Origin of the sequence: Streptomyces longhuiensis, assembly GCF_020616555.1 — a bacterium.
In the GTDB taxonomy this organism is placed as follows: domain Bacteria; phylum Actinomycetota; class Actinomycetes; order Streptomycetales; family Streptomycetaceae; genus Streptomyces; species Streptomyces longhuiensis.
Map to the genome: position 1 here is coordinate 195,924 of NZ_CP085173.1, position 13,492 is coordinate 209,415.

Genomic DNA, 13,492 nt, shown 5'->3' on the forward strand with positions numbered 1-13,492 from the left:
GGTTCAGACGGTGGGGGTGGTGCCGCCATCGATGACGTGTTCGGCGCCGACGATGGCCGAGGCACGGTCGGAGACCAGGAAGGCGACCAACTCGGCGACCTCCTCGGGCCGGTTGGGACGGCCCAGCGGGATGCCGCCCAGGGAATCCATGAGCCGGCCCAGCGCCGCTTCCTGGGTGATATCTGCGTCGTGGGCGATCCGGGTGACGAGGTTGTCGGCGGCCGAGGTCTGCACGAAGCCGGGCGACACGGTGTTGACGCGGACGCCGTGCGGGGCGACCTCGTTGGCCAGGCCCTTGCTGTAGGTGGTCAGGGCAGCCTTGGCGGCGGCATAGGCCAGAGTGCCGTTCCACAGCGGCATGCGGCGCTGGATCGAGGTGACGTGCACGACGACGCCCTTGCCCGCGGTGATCATGTGCGGCAGGAGCGCCCGGTCCAGTCGGACGGCGGCCAGGAGGTTCGTATTGAGTTCCCTGGCCCAGTCGTCCTCGCCGAGTGCCGCGAACCCTCCGGCCGGCGCTTCGGACCCGCCGAGGGTGTTGACCAGGATGTCGACGCCTCCCACGCGGGCCTCCACCTCGGCGACTACATGGGCCGCGCCCTGGGCGGTGGACAGGTCGGCGGCGATGAACGCCTTCTCCCCGACGTCGTCGGGGCGGCTGCGGGCGGTGACCAGTACGGTAGCGCCGGCCTGGGTGAGCCGTCGGGCGATGGCGGCTCCGGTGCCCTTGGTGCCGCCGGTGACCAGAGCACGCCGGCCTTCGAGGGATTCACTGATGGATGCGCTCACGGTGTGCTCCGTTCCCGGGCGCGGGCGCAGAAGGCACCGCTCCCGTCATTACTGCTAACTGCTAAAATAGAAGCCACTAACTTCGACTTTAGCAGTAACTGAGGAGATGGTCGCCGTGGCAAGCCGGATCAGGCTGGAGGACCGGGAGTGCCCGCTGTCCACGACGGTGGAGCACGTCGGCGAGTGGTGGACGCTGCTGATCCTCCACGACGCCTTCGACGGCTACACACGCTTCGACCAGTTCCAGGAAAGCCTGGGCATCTCGTCCAGCATGCTCACCACCCGGCTGAAGTCCCTCGTCGCGGACGGGCTCCTGGAGCGCCGGCCCTACCAGACCAACCCCGTTCGCCACGAGTACGTCCTCACCGAACTCGGGCACTCCCTGCGACCGGTGATCGTCGCCCTGGCCGCGTGGGGCAACTCCCGCCTCACACCGGCCGAACGCAGCATGATCCTCATCGACGCCCACAATGGCGAGGAAGTCGAGCCCGTCGTCGTCGACGCCAAGACCGGCCGCCGACTCGACGACAGCGACACCTACGTCTTCACCGCAGGCCCCGCAGCCAGCGACGCCATGCGCCACCGTTACGCGACACGACCGGCCGCCCCCGCGGAGGCGTAGGACTGCCCTGAACAAGCCTCGGAAAGCCCTGATCCGAGCCGGAACGTACAGGTTGTACCTGATCGACCAGGCGCCCAGGCTCGCCGCCGACACCTCCCAGACCCATCGCGCCGATTCATCGAGAACTGGATCAAGTGAGGCGAGGAGCAATGCCGGTCGTTCTCAAGAATCGCCATCAAGAACGCCTTCGGCAAGCAACTTCTCGCTCTGCTGAAGCAGCGAAGCAGCCTGCCAGCCCAGTGAAGACCTCGCCGAAGCAGTTGACGCCAGCTTCCGCGAGCACCCAGATGCCGAGATGCTCCTGAGTTTCCCGGACGTCGGCGTCCAACTCGCGGCACGAGTTCTCGCCGAGACCGGCGACGACCGCAGGCGCTTCTCCGACGCCCGCGGACTGAAGGCATACGCCGGATCCGCGCCGATCTCCCGCGCCTCTGGCAAGAGGCACTATGTCGGACGCCGCGTGGTAAAGAGCAATCGCCTCCACCACGCCGGCTACCTCTGGGCCTTCTCCTCCCTGCGCTCATCACCCGGCGCGCAGTCCCACTACCGCCACCGGCGGGATATCGACGACTGGCACGCGCAAGCTCAACGGCACCTGTTCAACCGCCTGCTCGGGCAGCTGTTCCACTGTCTCCAGGAGCGAGTCCTCTTCGACGAGGAACGTGCATTCGCTCCGCCCTCGCACTCATGATTGGCAGCTGCTACTTGACTTCTTCGGATCCCGAGATGTCTATCGGGACACGCCCACCGTTTCGGTGACAGCACGCACCGCTTCAGGCAGCAGTCGGCAGATCAAACGCAAGGCATCAGGGCCAGTCGTATCGCGGGCCAGACCACCGCCCAAGGCGGCACCCCAACATCCTCACAGCGGCCTCTACGGGGAGGCAGGCGACGATGTCGACGCGCTCGTCGCCGATGAGCCGGCGGCCCAGGTCCGCCAGCACGGTGCGCGTGACGTCTTCGGCCCGCTCCCCGGTGGGATACGCGCCTTCGTAGCGGATTCTTTCCCACCATATGCTGAAACGTCATGCCGGACCGGGCAGCGGCCGATTCACGGAGGGAAGCATCGGAGGGTGGTTGCCTTTCTCATTCAAGGGCGTCTTCGCCGGCAGGGTGGGCCAACGTTGGCCGGCCCGCCCAGCTGATTTGCGTGAGCGGCGCACGCTCACGGGCTTAGGTGTGCTCGGGATGGCCGAAGAGGAGGTCGTGGCCCGGGGGCAGTTGGAGCAGGATGCGGTGGGCGAGGTCCTCGCCGGGGGCGTCGGCGGTCACGCTCAGTACGGCACTGACGTCCCAGGCCGCAGTCTGCTCCGTGGCTCCCTCGATCCACGCCGCGGTCGCTCGCACGAACCGCTCGGTCGAGAGCGGCTCGGTGGCCTGCAGCGGGTTGAGAAGAATCACGGCGAAGGTATCCGGGAGCCTAGCGGCCCGCTCCGCCCCCACCAGATGTGCGCCCAGCAGGGCCAGAACGGTGCGTGCGGAGCGTTCGGCTTTCTGGGGTGTGGCGTACTTGCCGCGTTCCTGCACGTGGCCGAGGATTGCTTCCCATCGCATGGCCACCACTGCTCCTTCTGCATCGTTGCCCGAAGGACGGAGTGCGGAGGACGGGGCCGGAAGGGGAGGTCGATGCCCGTCCTCCGCCGTAGGTACGGTCGGGAGTTGGCTCCTCAGCCACTGATCTGCTTGTGGTTGGACTCCCCGCCGATTGCGATCTTGCGAGGCTTGGCGCGCTCGGCGATCGGGATGCGCAGCGTCAGCACCCCTGCCATCGCCGCGAAACTGCGTAAGTGGGGAAGCGCACTGAACGACCGGGCAGCCGCCGCCTACAACGAACGATGGCGAACCGACCAAGAACTGACACAACGGCACAGGCGTCGGGCCTGAAAGGCCCTTGGCCCAGCACCGTCGGCACCACCCGGCGGTCATACAGCCCGCTCCGCCGACCGACGTCGCCATCGCCGTCGTCATCAAACCGGCATGTGCCGTTGCGGAGGCTGGGGCTGCCCATACCGCACGCTCTGGGGTCTGTAGACGGTCGGAGACGGGCCGAACAGTGTGGACGCAGTGATAACGGCTCGCACGAGAATTGGGAGAGGAACATGACGGACACCAGTAACGAGCCTGAGCAGCCTGCGGCCGTGCTCTTCGATGTGGACGGGACACTGATGGACACCGTCTATCTGCATACGGTGGCGTGGTGGGAGGCCCTTCGCCAGGCAGGCCATCGGATCGGCATGACCCGGATCCACCGGTGCATCGGCATGGGGAGCGATCACCTGCTGGAAACGCTCCTGGGGAAGGACCCGGACCCCACCGGCGACGACAGGATCTGCGCGTCGCACGACGCGCTCTACGGGCAGCCGGGCGCAGGCATGCTGCAATGCCCTGCTGGCCGGAGAACTGCACGCGCCCGCGCCGGTCGCGCGCCCCGGCGCGGATCGTTCACGGCCTCGCCTCCGTCGTAGCGGGCAGCGGAGTGCCAACTCCTTGAGCAGCCCGGTGCCGGCGCGAGTCCATCACACGAGCCCATCCCAGTCGACCGCTCCGGCGGCACCATGCTTCCCGCGGGACTGGGGATCAGCCAGCCCTTCGCCATACGGCTCTGCGGACGACGGATCGGGTTTAATCGGTTATGTACCAATTGCTCTTGAGGTACTCCAGGGTGCTGCTGCCGAGCTCGCTCTCGGAGAAGGTGACGGAGGCCCTGATCGCTTCGGTTGGGATCTCGACCTTGTCGGGGGCCAGCACAGCGACGTGCTGCGGATCGACCGTCGCGGTTCGCAGGGCCTTCTTCTGCGCGGGCGAGATCATCTGGAACGTGACGACGAACGTCGACGTGCACGGGCCGAACCCCTGGTCCTCTGCCTGCTTCGCGGCGGGCCCGGCCACTTCGCAGACAGTGTTGATGTCCTCGCGGCCCACAGCATGGAGGTACTGCTCGTACCGCTGGATCGCGCCCTCCTTCGTCCTGAGCGCGGGCTGGTCCCCGGTCGGCTCGGCCGACGGCTTCTCGGTCCGAGGGGACGAGGACGGTGTGGTCGACGGTTCATCGGGCCGTGCCGATTCGGACGACTGCGAAGCCTTAGCGGCCGTGGAGGTGTCTTCTTCCGACTTCTCCGGACCACACGCACACGCCGCCAGCGCCACGCAAGTCGATACCCCCACGCTCACCAGCGTCCGAACTCGCATCCAGTCCCCCTCAGCAACAGTCGGCAACAAAGGAGGACACGCGAGATCTGGGGGAACGGTTCCTGAGCCGGTCCGTATGACATTCCATCGTGGTCGCCCCAGCTGGCACCGAGTCGTTTCACGTCATGAACTCCGAGCAGAGCCAGAATTCGGGATCGGCATCAACGTCCTCGGCCCGTTCCGCGGTTTGTCCGGCAGCCGTCGTACTGCTCCTACAGCGTTCTCACCCGCCGAACCCGAGCCAGGCGACGGACAGTCCCTGCCGGTTCCAGTCCTGCGGGTTGAGGGCGGACGGCCACCGCCGTCGTTGCCGGTCGCAAGCGGTACAACCTTCTCCCCTTCAAGATCGTCTGCTTGTCGAGGAGTTGGAGCGTCCGGCTCCCCGACACTCTTGGGGGATGCAATGCACAGAGTCTCCGTCGGCCGCGCCCTGCGGCTGGGAGCGTGCGGTACCGCGGTCGCGGGCCTGTTCGTGATCGGCCTGGGAGCTGCGACTGCAGCGGCCTCCGACACGCTGTGGATCCAGTCGCCGTACGAGCTGAACGTGCCGCTCGGCGTCGACGGCGGCGAAGCCCCGGCCCGCTCGCTCGACCTCGGGCTCTACCACGACAACAGTAACGTCTCGGTCACCGACGGGCGGTTGACGCTCGATGTCTCCGGGCTCGCCGGAGTGGCTGACATCATCTGGCCGGCGAACTGTACGCCCGAGGGCACCGTCGCGGTGTGCACAGTCGACGGCCAGATCCCGGTGACCAACGTCGACGCCGTGCACCTGGGGATCCGGGCCGCCACCGGCGCGCTGAAGGGCGCGCAGGGCACTGTCTCGTACACGGCTACGGCCACCACGCCGTCCGGCACGATGAAGTCGCCGCAGGGTTTCAGCACCACGGTGACGGTGGCGTCGGGCCCGGACCTCGCACTCAACGACCCCGGCAAGGCGGAGGGCGTGCAGCCGGGCGCCAACCTTCCGCGGCCGGTCAGCGTGACCAACGAGGGCAACGAGACGGCGCACGGCTACACCCTGAAGATGAGCGCCTCCTACGGCCTGGACTTCGTCACCTCATACCCGCAGTGCACGTACCGCAAGGACGAGGGCGGTGGCGAGTACGCGCCGATGACGCATGCCACGTGCACCTTCGACGACGAGATCGCCCCGGGAGCCCGCGTGGAGCTGCCCGAGCAACTGGTGTTCTCCGTCAACGACAAGGCGCTGTACGAACGGCTCGATCTCAGCGTGGACCCGGCGGGCGGCGTCACCGACATCGACAGCGGCGACAATTACGTGGCGCAGGCAGTACTCGCCGACAACACGGCAGACTTCGCGGTGCGCGGCACCAACGTCATGGGGAGCGCCGGCGAGACGGTCACTGCCGAGGTCCGGTTCCAAAACAAGGGCCCCGCCTGGTTCGGCAACCTGGGCTCCGGCGACCCGGCCGCAGTCGTCGAATTCCGTGTACCGCAGGGAACGACCGTCTCCGACGCCCCCACGGAGTGCCGCCCGCGCACGCTGACCGGCGGCTACTACCCGAACCGGGTGGGAGCCCCGCGCTACGACTGCAACCTGCCGTACTGGGTGTCGGAGAACACCGAGCGGGCCTTCGCCTTCCAGCTGCGCGTGGACACCGTGGTGCAGGACGCCACCGGACCGGTCGAGGTGCGTCCCGTCTTCGGGGAGTTCGCCTTCGACCCGGAGACGAAGAACAACTCCGCGAAGGTCGTGGTGAACGCCACGCCGAAGGCCTGACACTGCCCGCCTCGGGCCCGGCCCCCTAACGGACCGTTCGTGAACCTCGACGGGCTCACGGACAGGGGCAAATGCTGCGGATGAAGCAGCGCTGAGATGAACATCACCTGGACCGGCCGCCCGAGGCACAGCGAATCGCACGACACCGACGGTGACCGGCCGCACCGACCTGTGGCGCGAGCAACAATTCCTGGCACTCGGCGTCTTCGGCAGGCCTTGACTTGCCGAAGGCGCCGACCCGACCCTGCAGCTCAACCGGAGAGACCAGCGGAGACCAACTCTCCTGACCACCCGGAACCCAGCCGTTCGAACAGGCCGGGTGTTCCCCGTTCATGGATTTCCTGCCAACGTGACGAAAAATGCGTCGAGTTGAGCGCAGGGGCGTCCGGCAGACGGTCCCGACCGCCGAAAGTCGGGACCGCTCGGTACGGCATCGCGCCTCTGCAAAGTCACAGTCGGCGGCCCATCTGGGGGAAGAGAGCCAGCCAGGCGGTCACGGGCATTCGTATGCGCGCTGCGTGCCCTGTGTCCGTCCGAGCTCCGGTGCCGACCGGCTGTTGGGCTACTTCAAGGCGGCGCTATCCCCAGTGGCGGTCACTGCGCTGGTGGTGCTCGTACCAGCGAATTTCCAGCGCCAGGTACCTGCGGAATTCGCAGTGACCGTCGTCTTCAGCTTGCCCGTGCTGTCGGTGGTCACGGTCTTGACGGTGGAGTACGTCGAGGCGCCTGACTTCTTGAACTGCAGGGCGACGCGCTGGGCGCTGTAGCCGGCGTAGACGTTCGTGTTCCAGTTGGCCCGCGTCAGGGTGCCGGTCACGGTCAGGGGGCGCCCCTTGACCACGGGTTCAGGGCTCGCCTGGGTGGCGGTCAGCTTGGCGTAGCGCTTCACCTTGACCGACTTGCTGGTGTCGAGCGTGTAGAAGTCGTGGTCGTTGGCCGCGGCCTCGGCGTCGAGGTGCCAGGTGCCAGCGTTGCTGTTCTTGAGGTCGGAATAGTCGTCGGTGTCGTTCGCGTCCAGGGTGTACGTCCAAGTGCACTTCATCGTCGTGGACGAGGGCCGGGTGCACGAGGCGGAGTCGGGGAAGGCGATGCGGCCGTCGGGGCTGACCAGCTTGCCTCCGTAGATGCCGCTGATTCCGGAGCCGTCCTTGGCCGTCGCGACGACAGTCAGGGACTGAGCGGCGCTGACGCCGATGTTCACGGTGGTCTTGCTGAACGTCACGGACGTGAAAGTGGTGTCGCCCTTGTGGCTGTCCGCCTGCGCGGCGGGGGCGAGAACGGTGAGCAGCGCCAGGGTGCCGCCTGCGGCGGTGGCGGCCGTTCGGATTCGCATGGTTCTCCAGGCATGATGAGCCGGATCTTGGTCCGGGCGTGGAGAAGACACACACCAGGGCAGGTTGGTTGTACGGAAGACGCTTCGCACGCTGGGCACTGACCGGAGCGCGGACGGTAGCTGCCCGCCGCAAGGGCACGATGCCGTGTGGGTGCAGCTTCTCTCCAGTGAGCCCCTTCGGTATGGATTCGGGTGCTCGTCTGATGCGGACGGGTAACGCTGGGCAAGATCGCTGGCTGGCGCCCTCACACCTTCTCGAAGACCATGCGAACGACGGTGAAGCGGCCCTCGCGCAGGAACCTGAGCGCGGTCTTCTGCTCCCTGATGATGTCTGACACCGCGCTTTCGCCGATGAGTTCCGCTCCGCGTACGTGGTTGGCCTCTGCCTTTTCCAACCAGCTGCGTACCGTGGCGACGCCGTCGTCAGGGTCGGCGCGCGCCTCCACGATGCTGAACAATCCGCGGCTGGCTTCGATCAGTTCGTCCCAGGTCGGAAGAAAGCCGGTCCAGCGCCGTCAGCCGAGGGCGTCGAGCAACTCGCGCTCGCGCTGGACGCTGAGGCCTGCGCGCCTTTCCCGGTCCAGTCCCTGCTCGTGTTCCCAGCGCAGCGTGTCGGCCAGCATCTCCGCCGGGGGCCGGTGACGCAGCCCCGCGGCGCGCGCCGCGGACCCGTCCCGGGCCGACCACCCTTCCCAGCCCGGCTCGACCAGCCACATCGCCAGCGATTCGGACCCCATGTACTGGGCCACGCCGTTGGCGAGCAGCCACGCCGATTCGGCGGTGACCACCGGACCGGTGTGCCCGCCGGCGGCGCGGGACAGCTGGATCCACTCTTCGAACGGAACGACCGGGCCGACAGCGTTGTATGTGCCGATGATTCCCGTCTCCGCGCCGTCGAGCAGCCAGGAGGTGAGGTCCCGCACGTCGACCACCTGAGTCGGCATGGCCGGTGTGTTGGGGACCAGCATCGGTCCTCGCGGGTCGCGTGCGGCGCGGGCGACCCAGTAGCCGGAGCGCCCGCTGTGATCGCCCGGGCCGCCGATGAGCCCGGCTCGTGCGATGAGGAGGCGGTCGCCCACAGCGGCCGTCGACGCCTGCTCGCAGGCAACCTTCGCCTCGCCGTACAACTCGAGGTCGACCTCGCTCCGGTCGGTCGGGGCGAGCAGGGCCGCGGACTCGTCCGCCCCCAGCGTGGCGTGGGAGGCGTAGGCGTTGCCGGACGAGACATACACCCAGTGGCCGGCCTTGCTGCCCAGCACGTCGAGCGCTCCACGAACGAAGCCTGGCTGCCATGACACCTCGACGACCGCGTCCCATACCCGGTCGAGCAGGGGCTCGTAGGCCGACGGATCGCGCCGGTCGGCGGCGACCAGTGTCGCTCCGTCCGCGACTTCTCCGCTCTCGCCACGTGCGAGGCAGGTCACCCGATGGCCGCGTTCGATCGCCTGCCGCGACAGCTCCCGAGCCACCCATGCCGTTCCGCCCAGAACCAGGATCTCCATACCGACACACAAGCACCGGGATCACCGCCCGGCCAGGCGGATTCGCTGACAGCAGATGGCCAGCCGCCGGATACGACGACCGGGGACACCCGCGCAGCCCCTTCGCACCGGCCGTCTGGGACGGCCTGCTGGCGATGGAACAACTGGACCTGGAGCCCTTCGGGTCCGGCTCGGACGGCGACTGGCCCCGCGGCTCGGGTCTTCCCCTGGGAGTGCTCGCTTCGGTGCAGGCCTACACCACAGACGCAGCCGGCCGTCTTGAGGGCCGAGCCCACTCCCCCGACTGCGCGCACCGACGCCCACAGCCCGGGGTCCACCACCACGACGAGATCGAGACCATTGAAGAGCGGCTGGGCAGCAAGGAGTTCGACCCGTGCAGCAAGTGCGGCGGGTACGCGGTGCGCCGCCTCACCGACCTCCAGGTCACCTACTACCGTGCCGCGCACCAGCTGCACGACCTCGCACGGCTCATCCTCACAACTCCTCGACAGCGGGCGGTCGATACGGAGAAGTTCACCCGGACTCTCGATGAACTCGGCGACCTGAGGTGCGGGCCGCGATGGCGCTGCTGCAGCACTACGCCCGCGTCAAGCGTGACCTGTCGGTGGCGGTGCGGGAGTTGGCAGACACATGGCCAGCCGGCTGTCCCTCGAGGAGTGATCACAGCCGCTCCCGTGCACATTCCTGGACATGAACTCCTCTGGCAAGGACGGCAGATCGAGCGTTATACACGAGTGGATCAACAGTTTGGGAGTGCTGTGCGCGGTCGTTCTTTCCGTCATCGCTCTGCATCGCGATCAGACGCAACGGGCCAGCGACGAGGAACGGGAGGCGATGAAGGTCAATGTGTACTTGTTGAGTTCCGGGGCTGCGACCGCCGGAGTGATGGTGGAGAACCAGCAGTCGATCCGCATAGTGGATGTGACCGTTCGGCTTGAGGTGGGCGGCGTGAGCGTCCAACAAGTTCAGTTCGGCGAGGTGCACTCATGCACGCAGGACTGGTTCTTGTTTGGTGACCACCAGTCGCAGGTTCGCACTGACGCACTGGTCGTGCTCCAGTTCCGGGACGGATCGGGCCACCGTTGGCAGGTGAAGCCGGGGCCGGTCCTGAACAAGATCGGCGACAACGAGCCTCGCCGGGACGACTGGGACGAGCTGGTTGCCGCCTGGGGCCTCAAGCGCCAGACCAGCCCCTCCAGCGGCTGCAGCTAGCACCCGCCCACACCACAGCCCTCACGGAGCGGCGAGTGGCGTGATCAAGCCGTCGACCCTGAACTCGACAGCAGGTGCCCGACGCGTCACTACGCTCACGAATCTCAGCCAGCCAAAGGAGCCCCTGTCGGAGAGGGCGGCCGCGACGGCGTGCACGACGACCAGACTCACTTGCCCAACTTCCTTCAACTCCTCGCTCCGGGCGAAGAGCCCGACGGTGCTTAGTCCCGTGACGGAACCCGGGCGGCCAGGTTCATGAGCAAGGTGCGGGCCAGCTCAGCATTAGCAGGGGTGTGGTTCGCGACCGCCGCCAGGATCTCCAGCACGTCCTGCGCCTCCCCCACCGTCAGCAGGGGGAGTAGGGCGGCCGGCGGCTCGGGCACCGCGAAGTCGGTAGAACAGTCGAGCGCGAGATCATCCATGAACGGGTCAACGGCACGTTATTGAAGAGGTTACGGAGGCCCGCTGTTCAGCCTGAGGGAACGCAGTGACCCTTACTCATCCATGTCGTCGATGTGTTCCTGCAAGACGCATGCAATTGCCTGTGTGTCACCGGAGGAGGGAATCTGGCCGTAATCAGTGGCCCCTTGGTCTAGCGCCAAATCGCTTGTGAAGTAGACGAGATCAGGCGATGGTGCGTAGAAGTCACGAATCCATCGGGCAAGGACGGCGGCCTCCGCGGCAGACGCCGTCAGAGCCAAAACGGAACCGACCTTCGGGTACGGCATCGTCACGAGCCCCTCGAGCCATGCGCCACCGCCCAAGGGAATCTCGATCCGCAGAGCGTCGGACGGGTGGGGGCCGAGTTCGCCCTCGCGGGTTGCCGAGGCTCCAGGGAAGGCCTGGAGCAAACCATTGGCGAAAACGTCGAGGTCGAGGTTCCAGGCGGCAGCGTTGTCCACGGGCGCAGCGAAACTGAACGTGACGCGGCGCGCTGCTTCGTCGCTCATGAGGGGTTGGTGTCCTACGGTACGTATCGTGCGTTGCCGTTGACCCCGCTCATGGCCATCATGCTCTGCCTGTAGGGGGCGGCAGGCTTGTCATTGGTGATGATCTCAAATCCGCGAATCTCGTCATCGCGTGGATCGGCGAGAGCGGCGGCTCTTCGCCACGCCTCAACCGGGACTGGTTTCACCCGCAGCATCACGCAGCTTGCGGCTGTATGACGGGCTGACTATCCCCACTCGCGAGTGAATAGCCCCGTCGTGGCATCGACTCGGCGGCCAGCATCCCGCTACGAAGGACCTGACCCGTTCTTGATCTTCGAGGAGCTTCGTGCGCACCTTCGCCCGCACTGCCGCCCTGCTCACCGCCATCGCCGCGCTCGCCATCCCGACCGCCACCACAGCCCAGGCCGCGCCCGGGCCGTTCGGCAGCCCCGGCGACATCATCACCACCCCGCTCCAGTACGCGTTGAAGGCCCTGCCCATCGCGGACGAGGACCGTACTGGCTACCAGCGCACCAGCTTCAAGCACTGGATCGACGCCGACAAAGACGGCTGCAACACCCGCGCCGAAGTTCTCAAGGCCGAAGCATTCATGACCCCCGAGCAGCGACCGAACTGCAAGCTCACCGGCGGGCGCTGGTACTCCGAGTACGACGACCTATACATCGACGGCGCGAGCGGCCTCGACGTAGACCACCGCGTCCCGCTCGCCGAAGCCTGGGACTCCGGCGCCTCCAACTGGACCGCGGCCGAACGCCAGGCCTACGCCAACGACCTCGGCGATGACCGCGCACTGATCGCCGTGTCCGCGAAGTCGAACCGCAGCAAGGCCGATCAAGACCCGTCGACCTGGATGCCGCCCGCGGCAAGCGACCACTGCGACTACGCGCGGGACTGGATCGTCGTGAAGGTGCGCTGGCAGCTCGCCATTGACCCCGCTGAGCGAGCCGCACTCTCGGAGGGCTTGACCCACTGCCCCAACGCCCCAGTACACGTCACCCTCGCGCGATAACGGCATCACCAACCGACAAAGCCCCTGATGGCGATTCATGAAAATCCCCAGGCTCGATCTTCGGCCCCCACTTCATTGATCGTTTGACCGTGAGGGGGGCAGGCCGCCCGGGGACGGTGGGGGCGCACCTTCGTCAATGGCCGTCTGCTGGTCCGCCCTGATGCCAGGCGTAGATACGGACGCGGTCGAGGTGGAGTTCATTGGGGCCTATGCAGTCGGCGGCCCAGGTGGCCAGGCGAGAGCCGCAGAAGCAGGCCAGGTTGGGGCCGTGCGCGCCGGTGGGACCGCAGCACCCGAGCCAGTTGTCCCCGAGTGTGAAGGGTTCGAGGTGTGGCAGAACGTCGTCTGGGTGGACGATGAAACTGTCACGCCATCCGGCTGACACCGTGGCCCCAGTGCCGGCTCGCAGCAGCTCGCGCCCGCCGCTGCGGGCGCGGCGGCGGGATGCAGCGGCGATGACGAACGGGGCGCCCCACGGGTCGGGGTCGACGGCGTAGCGTCCGCGGGGGACGGTGGAGCGAGCCCGACCGGTCTTCTTGTCCCGGCCCTGATCTGGGTCATCGACGTCCGGAACAATCGGGAGCGCCACCAGGTCCCCGGTGAGCGCGGTCCCGCACTTGGCGCAGTAGAAGACGGTCACACGTCGGGTTTTACCGTGTACCAGGCCGGACCGTCACGCGGAATCTGGCTGGCTGACAGGGGCGAATCCTGCCCGACAGCCCGCCACAGGCCAGCACACGCAGGTGGGGAATCAGGGTGAGTAGGTCTGGCCCGTCCCCGCGCACAGGGTGGGGAATTTCAAGGAGCCTCATCAGCCTTGCCAGCCGCACTCAGCGGCCTGGCGCCGCCGGGGCCAAGGGCGGTCAGCGACGTGGGTGAGCTGGCTTGCGGCCGTCTGGACGGCAGCGAGCCAGCCTTCACCGAAGTCGGCGCTCCTGCCGGCGGGCGCTTATGTGCCCAGCGCGGATACGTCGACGTGGGCGCCTTCCAGGACCCCGGCCTTGATCACCGCCAGGAGGTGCTGTATCTCCTGCGGCCTTGCGCCCGTGGTTTCAAGGAGATCTGACACACGGCGCTGTCCGCTTGCGGCTGCCTTTGCGTGCACGGTGATGAGCGGTAAGGCGGGCTCTTCAGGGCTGGTG

The 13,492-nt window shown here is 67.3% G+C and carries 16 protein-coding genes and 3 pseudogenes; 7 read left to right on the plus strand and 12 right to left on the minus strand.

Features of this window, described 5'->3' with window-relative positions:
• Positions 1–3: 3 nt before the first annotated feature.
• On the minus strand, positions 4–789 hold the full coding sequence (locus LGI35_RS00990; RefSeq protein WP_227291688.1) for an SDR family oxidoreductase: 786 nt from the start codon (positions 787–789) through the stop codon (positions 4–6).
• A 106-nt stretch (positions 790–895) separates the two neighbouring features.
• On the opposite strand from LGI35_RS00990, the gene LGI35_RS00995 reads away from it, so the two are divergent.
• Positions 896–1,411 carry a winged helix-turn-helix transcriptional regulator gene (locus LGI35_RS00995; protein WP_227291689.1) on the plus strand — a complete coding sequence of 172 codons (516 nt, stop codon included), beginning with the start codon at positions 896–898 and terminating at the stop codon, positions 1,409–1,411.
• Positions 1,412–1,582: 171 nt separating this feature from the next.
• Positions 1,583–2,102: pseudogene (locus LGI35_RS01000) on the plus strand (transposase); the annotation flags it as partial.
• 175 nt (positions 2,103–2,277) lie between these two features.
• On the opposite strand, the pseudogene LGI35_RS01005 reads toward LGI35_RS01000, so the two are convergent.
• The 3 genes and pseudogenes from LGI35_RS01005 to LGI35_RS01015 all read right to left on the minus strand — a co-directional run.
• Positions 2,278–2,418 (minus strand): annotated as a pseudogene (locus LGI35_RS01005) (DUF2267 domain-containing protein); the annotation flags it as partial.
• Positions 2,419–2,584: 166 nt separating this feature from the next.
• Positions 2,585–2,965, minus strand: coding sequence for a DUF2267 domain-containing protein (locus LGI35_RS01010; protein ID WP_227291690.1), 381 nt, complete (start codon positions 2,963–2,965; stop codon positions 2,585–2,587).
• Between the two features lie 113 nt (positions 2,966–3,078).
• Positions 3,079–3,177: pseudogene (locus LGI35_RS01015) on the minus strand (Hsp20/alpha crystallin family protein); the annotation flags it as partial.
• Between the two features lie 333 nt (positions 3,178–3,510).
• Between LGI35_RS01015 and LGI35_RS01020 the strand changes: the two are divergent.
• Complete coding sequence (locus LGI35_RS01020) at positions 3,511–3,876, plus strand: HAD family hydrolase (protein ID WP_323182887.1); 366 nt, start codon at positions 3,511–3,513, stop codon at positions 3,874–3,876.
• Between the two features lie 157 nt (positions 3,877–4,033).
• Here LGI35_RS01020 and LGI35_RS01025 read toward each other — a convergent pair whose 3' ends face one another.
• Entirely contained in the window at positions 4,034–4,576 is a 543-nt protein-coding gene (locus LGI35_RS01025; protein WP_227291691.1) for a hypothetical protein, read from the minus strand.
• A 427-nt stretch (positions 4,577–5,003) separates the two neighbouring features.
• Between LGI35_RS01025 and LGI35_RS01030 the strand changes: the two genes are divergently transcribed.
• Entirely contained in the window at positions 5,004–6,344 is a 1,341-nt protein-coding gene (locus tag LGI35_RS01030) for a COG1361 family protein (protein WP_227291692.1), read from the plus strand.
• 562 nt (positions 6,345–6,906) lie between these two features.
• Here the strand turns inward: LGI35_RS01030 and LGI35_RS01035 are convergent.
• The 3 genes from LGI35_RS01035 to LGI35_RS01045 all read right to left on the minus strand — a co-directional run bounded on the left by LGI35_RS01035 (position 6,907) and on the right by LGI35_RS01045 (position 9,179).
• On the minus strand, positions 6,907–7,677 hold the full coding sequence (locus LGI35_RS01035) for a calcium-binding protein (protein WP_227291693.1): 771 nt from the start codon (positions 7,675–7,677) through the stop codon (positions 6,907–6,909).
• A gap of 245 nt (positions 7,678–7,922) precedes the next feature.
• Positions 7,923–8,123: a hypothetical protein gene (locus tag LGI35_RS01040; RefSeq protein ID WP_227291694.1), complete on the minus strand. Its 201-nt coding sequence runs from the start codon at positions 8,121–8,123 to the stop codon at positions 7,923–7,925.
• Between the two features lie 69 nt (positions 8,124–8,192).
• Positions 8,193–9,179 carry an NAD-dependent epimerase/dehydratase family protein gene (locus tag LGI35_RS01045; RefSeq protein WP_227291695.1) on the minus strand — a complete coding sequence of 329 codons (987 nt, stop codon included), beginning with the start codon at positions 9,177–9,179 and terminating at the stop codon, positions 8,193–8,195.
• 690 nt (positions 9,180–9,869) lie between these two features.
• Between LGI35_RS01045 and LGI35_RS01050 the strand changes: the two genes are divergently transcribed.
• Positions 9,870–10,391 (plus strand): hypothetical protein, encoded by a 522-nt coding sequence (locus LGI35_RS01050; protein WP_227291696.1) that lies wholly within the window; start codon positions 9,870–9,872, stop codon positions 10,389–10,391.
• A 221-nt stretch (positions 10,392–10,612) separates the two neighbouring features.
• On the opposite strand, the gene LGI35_RS01055 is transcribed toward LGI35_RS01050, so the two are convergent.
• From LGI35_RS01055 to LGI35_RS46320, 3 genes are all read right to left on the minus strand, one after another.
• The gene (locus LGI35_RS01055) at positions 10,613–10,813 is read right to left on the minus strand and encodes a hypothetical protein (protein ID WP_227291697.1); all 201 of its coding nucleotides are present in this window, start codon (positions 10,811–10,813) and stop codon (positions 10,613–10,615) included.
• A 72-nt stretch (positions 10,814–10,885) separates the two neighbouring features.
• A complete protein-coding gene (locus LGI35_RS01060; RefSeq protein ID WP_227291698.1) occupies positions 10,886–11,341 on the minus strand; it encodes a hypothetical protein in 456 nt (151 codons plus the stop codon).
• A 14-nt stretch (positions 11,342–11,355) separates the two neighbouring features.
• Complete coding sequence (locus LGI35_RS46320) at positions 11,356–11,535, minus strand: restriction endonuclease fold toxin-2 domain-containing protein (protein WP_341483491.1); 180 nt, start codon at positions 11,533–11,535, stop codon at positions 11,356–11,358.
• A gap of 131 nt (positions 11,536–11,666) precedes the next feature.
• Here LGI35_RS46320 and LGI35_RS01065 point away from each other — a divergent pair, with 131 nt between their 5' ends.
• On the plus strand, positions 11,667–12,350 hold the full coding sequence (locus LGI35_RS01065) for an HNH endonuclease family protein (protein ID WP_227291699.1): 684 nt from the start codon (positions 11,667–11,669) through the stop codon (positions 12,348–12,350).
• 133 nt (positions 12,351–12,483) lie between these two features.
• On the opposite strand, the gene LGI35_RS01070 is transcribed toward LGI35_RS01065, so the two are convergent.
• Positions 12,484–12,990: a hypothetical protein gene (locus LGI35_RS01070; protein ID WP_227291700.1), complete on the minus strand. Its 507-nt coding sequence runs from the start codon at positions 12,988–12,990 to the stop codon at positions 12,484–12,486.
• Between the two features lie 177 nt (positions 12,991–13,167).
• Between LGI35_RS01070 and LGI35_RS01075 the strand changes: the two genes are divergently transcribed.
• Complete coding sequence (locus LGI35_RS01075) at positions 13,168–13,416, plus strand: hypothetical protein (RefSeq protein ID WP_227291701.1); 249 nt, start codon at positions 13,168–13,170, stop codon at positions 13,414–13,416.
• Positions 13,417–13,492: the final 76 nt, after the last annotated feature.